6 protein-coding genes are annotated in these 5732 nt (G+C 63.9%); all 6 read right to left on the bottom strand.

Annotation, left to right across the window (positions count from 1 at the left end; genetic code table 11):
* Nucleotides 1–278, bottom strand: a 278-nt coding sequence (locus tag CAPSK01_RS12190) for an L-threonylcarbamoyladenylate synthase (RefSeq protein ID WP_034926891.1), incomplete at its 3' end; no start/stop codon positions are given.
* A complete protein-coding gene (locus tag CAPSK01_RS12185) occupies nt 268–1425 on the bottom strand; it encodes a 5-(carboxyamino)imidazole ribonucleotide synthase (protein ID WP_034926899.1) in 1158 nt (385 codons plus the stop codon). The genes CAPSK01_RS12185 and CAPSK01_RS12190, both read right to left, overlap by 11 nt.
* A 47-nt stretch (nt 1426–1472) precedes the next feature.
* Entirely contained in the window at nt 1473–1970 is a 498-nt protein-coding gene (purE, locus tag CAPSK01_RS12180) for a 5-(carboxyamino)imidazole ribonucleotide mutase (RefSeq protein ID WP_034926888.1), read from the bottom strand.
* Nucleotides 1970–2824 (bottom strand): bifunctional methylenetetrahydrofolate dehydrogenase/methenyltetrahydrofolate cyclohydrolase FolD, encoded by an 855-nt coding sequence (folD, locus tag CAPSK01_RS12175; RefSeq protein WP_034926886.1) that lies wholly within the window; start codon nt 2822–2824, stop codon nt 1970–1972. The genes purE and folD overlap by 1 nt, the downstream gene beginning before the upstream one ends.
* A gap of 253 nt (nt 2825–3077) precedes the next feature.
* Nucleotides 3078–3863 carry a 2-oxo-tetronate isomerase gene (gene otnI / locus CAPSK01_RS12170; RefSeq protein ID WP_034926883.1) on the bottom strand — a complete coding sequence of 262 codons (786 nt, stop codon included), beginning with the start codon at nt 3861–3863 and terminating at the stop codon, nt 3078–3080.
* A 291-nt stretch (nt 3864–4154) separates the two neighbouring features.
* Nucleotides 4155–5564, bottom strand: a complete 1410-nt coding sequence (locus tag CAPSK01_RS12165) for an integron integrase (protein ID WP_273703593.1) — start codon at nt 5562–5564, stop codon at nt 4155–4157.
* Between the last annotated feature and the right edge of the window lie 168 nt (nt 5565–5732).

The raw sequence follows: 5732 nt of genomic DNA, 5'->3' as shown, positions 1-5732 counted from the left end.
AGGATCAGGGTCAGCGGGCCGGGCCAGAAGGCTTCCGCGAGTTCCCAGGCGGCGCTGGGAATGTCCCGCGCCCAGCGGTCGAGATAGCCGTCAGCCGGCAGGTGTACGATCAGCGGGTGATCGGCCGGTCGCCGCTTGGCCGCAAAGATCCGGGCGACAGCGACCGGGTTGGCGGCATCGGCACCGAGGCCATAGACCGTCTCGGTCGGAAAGGCAACCAGTTCGCCGGCTTGCAGCAGCGCTACGGCACGATCGAGGTCGTTTTTTTCAGGGTGCATCGACGATCCCGATCGCGGCGCGCGCGGCCATCGCGACTTGCCGGGCACGTTCCGGGTCGCCATCGAGAACGGTGAAGTGCCCCATCTTGCGACCGGGACGGGCGTGATGCTTGCCGTAGAGATGCAGCTTGAGGGTTGAAAAAGCGTACAGTTTCGACCAGTCGGGCTCGCGGTAGTGATGGCCGGTCGGGGTCGTTTCATACCAGAGATCACCGAGCAGATTGACCATCACCGCGGCCGAGTGCGCCCGCGTTTCGCCGAGCGGCAGGCTGCACAGGGCACGCACTTGCTGTTCGTACTGACTGGTGAGGCAGGCGTCGAGGGTGTAATGACCGCTGTTGTGCGGGCGCGGGGCCATTTCATTGATCAATAGTTCGCCGCGTACGACAAAGAACTCGACGGCCAGGGTGCCGATATAGCCCAAGCCCTCGGCAATCCTGGCAGCAAGTGCAGCGGCCTCGGCACGCAGTTCGGTCGATGCACGCGCCGGGACCACAGAGACATCGAGAATGCCCTTGCGGTGACTGTTCTCGGCGGCCGGAAAGCTCGTCACGATGCCGCTTTCGTCGCGCGCCAGGACCACTGAAACCTCGTAATCGAGGGCGAGTCGCTGTTCGAGCACACAGGTCTCGCCCTTGAACTGCTGGAAAGCGGCAATCGCCTGTTCAGGATTGGCGACCAAAGCCTGTCCCTTGCCGTCGTAACCGAAGCGGGCGACTTTCAGGATTCCGGGGAAAAGATCGGCAGCGGCCTCGCGCAGTTCCTGTTCACTGTGCACCGCGGCGAAGGCGGCGTGTGGCAGTCCCTGGTCGCGCAGAAAGGTCTTTTCGGCGATGCGGTTCTGGCAGACGCTGACCGCGGCGGCCGAGGGGCGCACGACCACGAACTTGTCGAGATAGTCGAGGGTGCCGGCCGGGACGTTCTCGAACTCGGTGCTGATGGCCGCGCAGCCCTGCGCCAGCTCGTCCAGTGCTGCAAAATCCTCGTACGCTGCCAGCAGATGACGGTCGGCGATCAGCGCCGCAGGACTGTGTGGGTCGGGGTCGAGGACCCAGACGGGGTAGCCCATCTCGTGCGCTGCAGCAACGAAGAAGCGGCCGAGTTGACCGCCGCCAAGCATTCCGAGAATTGCTGGGGGAAGAATCATCGTGCTGTACCGGGAAAGTCGTTTGGGCGACTGATCAGGAATGCCGCTCACACCTCCGGCAGCTTCATGGCCATCACCTTCTCGGCCTGTGCACGACGGAAGTCGCCGAGGCGCCGGGCGAGCGCCGGATCGCCGGTGGCCAGCATGGCGACGGCGAACAAGGCGGCATTGGCAGCGCCGGCTTCGCCAATGGCGAAAGTGGCCACCGGAATCCCCTTCGGCATCTGTACGATCGAGAGCAGCGAATCCTGACCGGACAGGGCTTTCGATTGCACCGGCACGCCGAGTACCGGCACGGTGGTCTTGGCCGCCAGCATTCCCGGCAAATGGGCGGCGCCGCCGGCGCCAGCGATGATGGCTTTCAGTCCGCGCTGGCCGGCCGCGGCCGCGTATTCGAACAGCAGATCCGGGGTGCGATGCGCCGAAACGACGCGCGCTTCGAAGGGCACGCCAAACTCCTTGAGTATCACCGCAGCCGCCTGCATGGTCGGCCAGTCGGAATCGGAGCCCATGACCACGCCGACCAGCGGTTCGCGTTGCGCCATCAATGGGCCTCTCTTTCGGCGGCTTCAAGGGTGTTGGCGAGCAGCATGGTGATGGTCATCGGCCCGACGCCGCCGGGCACCGGCGTGATCGCCGAGGCGACTTCGCTGACCGCGGCAAAATCGACGTCGCCGCAGAGTTTGCCGTCGGGCAGGCGGTTGATGCCGACGTCGATGACCACAGCACCCGGTTTGACCATCTCGGCGGTGACGAAACGCGCCTTGCCGAGCGCGGCGACGAGGATGTCGGCGCGGCGTGTGTGAACGGCCAGGTCGCGGGTCTGCGAATGACAGATGGTGACCGTTGCGCTGGCCTGCATCAGCAACATCGCCATCGGCTTGCCGACGATGTTCGAGCGCCCGAGGATCACCGCTTCCTTGCCCTTGAGATCGATGCCTGCCTCGGCAAGGAACTTCATCACGCCATAGGGCGTACAGGGGATGAAGCGCGGGTGACCCTGCATCAGGGCGCCGACGTTCTCGGCGTGAAAACCATCGACATCCTTGCCGGGGGAGATCGCCTTGAGCACCGCGTCGCTGTCGAAGTGCTTCGGCAATGGCAACTGCACGAGGATGCCGTGTATCTTCGGGTCGGCATTGAGTTCGGCGATCCTGTCGAAGACCCGTTGCGGCTCGACGTCGGGCGCATAGAGGATCTTATCCGAGTGGAAACCGGCCTGTGCACAGGCATTCACCTTGTTGCGCACATAGACCTGCGAAGCGGCGTCCTCTCCAACCAGAATCACCGCCAGGCCAGGGCGGATGCCGCGGCTGGCCAGGAGCGCTTCGGCACGCGTCTTGAAATCGGCGCGCAGTTTTTTCGCCAGCGCGTTGCCGTCGAGGATTGTTGCCGTCATCTTGGTTTTCCTGGAGTGTTTTCCTCGGATGCCCGGAAGGAATCAGAAATAATCCGTCGACCGGGGCGTCAGATGCCAGCGCCCCAACTGCGCCGGTCGACGATGAGGAGGTGATTCTATCGCAAATCAGGCCACGCCCTCTCGGCTTTCGTCGCCAGTTTCGGCCTCTGCCCGACGCCTCCGCGATCACCCAAGGCCATCGTCCGCAGCCATGCCAGTGCGTGGAGATTCTCTCGCGGCAACGCTTTACGGATCAAGGCCGTTTGCGCCAGGCGCGCAGCCAGCCCAGGCCGGCCGAGGTGTCGGCGCGCGGGCGGTACTCGCAGCCGACCCAGCCGTCGTAGCCACTGGCGTCGAGCATTTCGAACAGATAGGGGTAATTGACTTCGCCACTGTCGGGTTCGTTGCGCTCGGGGACGCCCGCGATCTGCAGGTGGCCGATACCCGCCTGGTACTGGCGATACTTCATGGCGATGTCGCCCTCGACGATCTGCAGATGATAGAAGTCCATCTGCACCTTGAGATTGTCGGCGCCGACCGCAGCGACAATGGCGTGTGCCTCGTCCTGCCGATTCAGGAAATAGCCGGGCATATCACGCGTATTGATCGGCTCGATCAATACCATGCGGCCTTCGGCGGCGGCCAGCGCGCAGGCGAGTCGCAAATTGCTGAGGTAGGTATCGCGGCAGGCTGCCCTGCTCATTCCCGACCTGGGGATGCCGGCCATCACGTGGAGGCGTTCGTTGCCGAGCACCCGCGCATAGTGTAACGCCTGCTCGACGCCCGCAGCGAATTCGACATGGCGGCCGGGCAGGCAGGCAATGCCCCGTTCGCCGGCCGACCAGTCGCCCGGCGGCAGATTGAACAGGGCCTGTTGCAGGCCATGCGTCTGCAGTTGGGTGGCAATCTCTTCTGCCGGGTAGTCATAGGGAAACAGGCACTCGACGCCTTCGAAGCCATCCGCGGCAGCGGCGGCGAAGCGTTCGAGGAACGGCAGGTCCGGGTACATCAAGCTCAGGTTGGCAGCAAAACGGAGCATTCCGGTTTTCCTTACTATGGAAGTCGCGAGCGACTCTCGAATCTCCCCTCTCCACTCGCGGGAGAGGGATCAGGGGGTGAGGGGAAACGGTCATGACTTCCATGATCGGGGGTGCCTGGAAAAGTCATGACCGTTAGCCCGCGGAACTTGATGCGTGGCATCAGGGAAATGTCGTTCATGGCCGTCCGCTCGCCACGGGACAGAGTAGCGAAAGACTCGCCGACCAGCGAGCGTAAGCCGGATGGCGTGCGACGGAATCCGCTGTTCACGATCCTCCCTCCAGGCGGCGATCTACAACGCATCCAGGGGGCTCCGCACCCCCTTGCCGCCGCGGTTGAGCACGTGCGTGTAGATCATGGTGGTGGACACATCGGCATGGCCCAACAGATCCTGCACGGTGCGAATGTCGTATCCCGACGCCAACAGATGCGTGGCGAAGCTATGCCGCAGCGCATGGCAGTTCACCGGCTTCGTCAGGTGTGCGCGGATGGCGGCCTGCTTCACGGCCTTCTGCAAGCTGTTCTCATGCAAATGGTGGCGCCGCGTCACCCCGCCGCGGGGGTCCACCGATAGCCTGCCGCTCGGCAAGAGGTATTGCCACCCCCACTCCCTGGGCGCGCCCGGATACTTGTTGGCCAGCGCGAACGGCAGATAGACCTCCCCATGACCCGCTTGCACATCCGCCTCGTGCAGCGCCCTGACCCGTTCCAGGTGCGCCCGCAGGGGATCGATCAGCCGATCTGGCAAGGGCACCACCCGATCCTTCTGCCCCTTCCCGTCCCGCACCACGATCTGCCGATAGTCGAAATCCACATCTTTCACCCGCAGCCGCAGACACTCCATCAACCGCATCCCCGTGCCATACAGCAGCGATGCCATCAGATGATAAGTCCCCTCGAGATTCTCCAACAACCGCCCCACCTCGCCCGGCGTCAGCACCACGGGCAAGTGCCGCGGACGCCGGGCCCGCTGAAACGTCCCCATGTCGCCCAAGGGCCGCTCCAGCACCTGCCCATACAGGAACACCAAAGCGTTCAGGGCCTGATTCTGCGTGCTTGCCGCCACCTTCCCCTGCACTGCCAAGGTCTCCAGAAAGGCGGCGACCTCCGTAGCGCCGGCATCCCCCGGATCACGGCCGCCGATAAAGGTCAGAAACCGTAGCGTCCAGGAGCGATACGCCTCCTCGGTACGGATCGAATAATTCCGCTGGCGGATGACTGTCACCAGACGCTCGATCACTGCGCAACCCGCACCAATCCCCGTCCCACCTCCCGGCGCGTGACGGGCGTCCGCGGCAGCCCCGTCCCCAAGGGGCAGTGAACGGGCAAGGGTCGGATGATCGGCGGGCAGCGATCGAGCCGATTCCCGCCAATACCGCCAATCCACCTCGTGCAGCCAGGACACCCCGACCAGTTCAAAGAGTTTCTGTAAAGCATCGACCGCCTGCCGGAACGGCCAGTCCTGCATTCTGCCTAGTCTGCCGAGATCGGCCAGGTGGCCAGTCACGTCCGCCGGCCGATGCTCGCCCAGGCGACGTCCCGGCAGCGACTCGATATACCGTTCCGCGTGTCGGACATACCACCGGTCCGCAGGCGGTTTGACCCCGCAACGGTGCAGAAGCGCCAGATACTTGTCCCAAAACCGCTGGATCGCTTCCGGCTGGGCCGGGCTTGAGATTCTACTTGACGTGACTTCCGGCATGGGGTAGGTTCTCCGTGAGGGTAGGTCAAAGTCCGGGGCACAGGAGGTCGTCAGCGATGATGCTACACAGAATGTCGGTGGACAACAATAGACAGATTCTGTGTAGCGCACTATTGGCCTATTCTGTCTATTACACTGATAGCGCAGCACCGCTCGCGCGGTGCTGCG

Origin of the sequence: Candidatus Accumulibacter vicinus (genome assembly GCF_000584955.1) — a bacterium.
GTDB lineage: Bacteria > Pseudomonadota > Gammaproteobacteria > Burkholderiales > Rhodocyclaceae > Accumulibacter > Accumulibacter vicinus.
This window is presented reverse-complemented; position numbering and strand designations above follow the sequence as displayed.

What these genes read in the sequence shown, in the direction of transcription:
- CAPSK01_RS12185 (WP_034926899.1), bottom strand. Translation starts at nt 1,425, where the DNA reads ATGATTCTTCCCCCAGCAATTCTCGGAATGCTTGGCGGCGGTCAACTC.
- purE (WP_034926888.1), bottom strand. Translation starts at nt 1,970, where the DNA reads ATGGCGCAACGCGAACCGCTGGTCGGCGTGGTCATGGGCTCCGATTCC.
- folD (WP_034926886.1), bottom strand. Translation starts at nt 2,824, where the DNA reads ATGACGGCAACAATCCTCGACGGCAACGCGCTGGCGAAAAAACTGCGC.
- otnI (WP_034926883.1), bottom strand. Translation starts at nt 3,863, where the DNA reads ATGCTCCGTTTTGCTGCCAACCTGAGCTTGATGTACCCGGACCTGCCG.
- CAPSK01_RS12165 (WP_273703593.1), bottom strand. Translation starts at nt 5,564, where the DNA reads ATGCCGGAAGTCACGTCAAGTAGAATCTCAAGCCCGGCCCAGCCGGAA.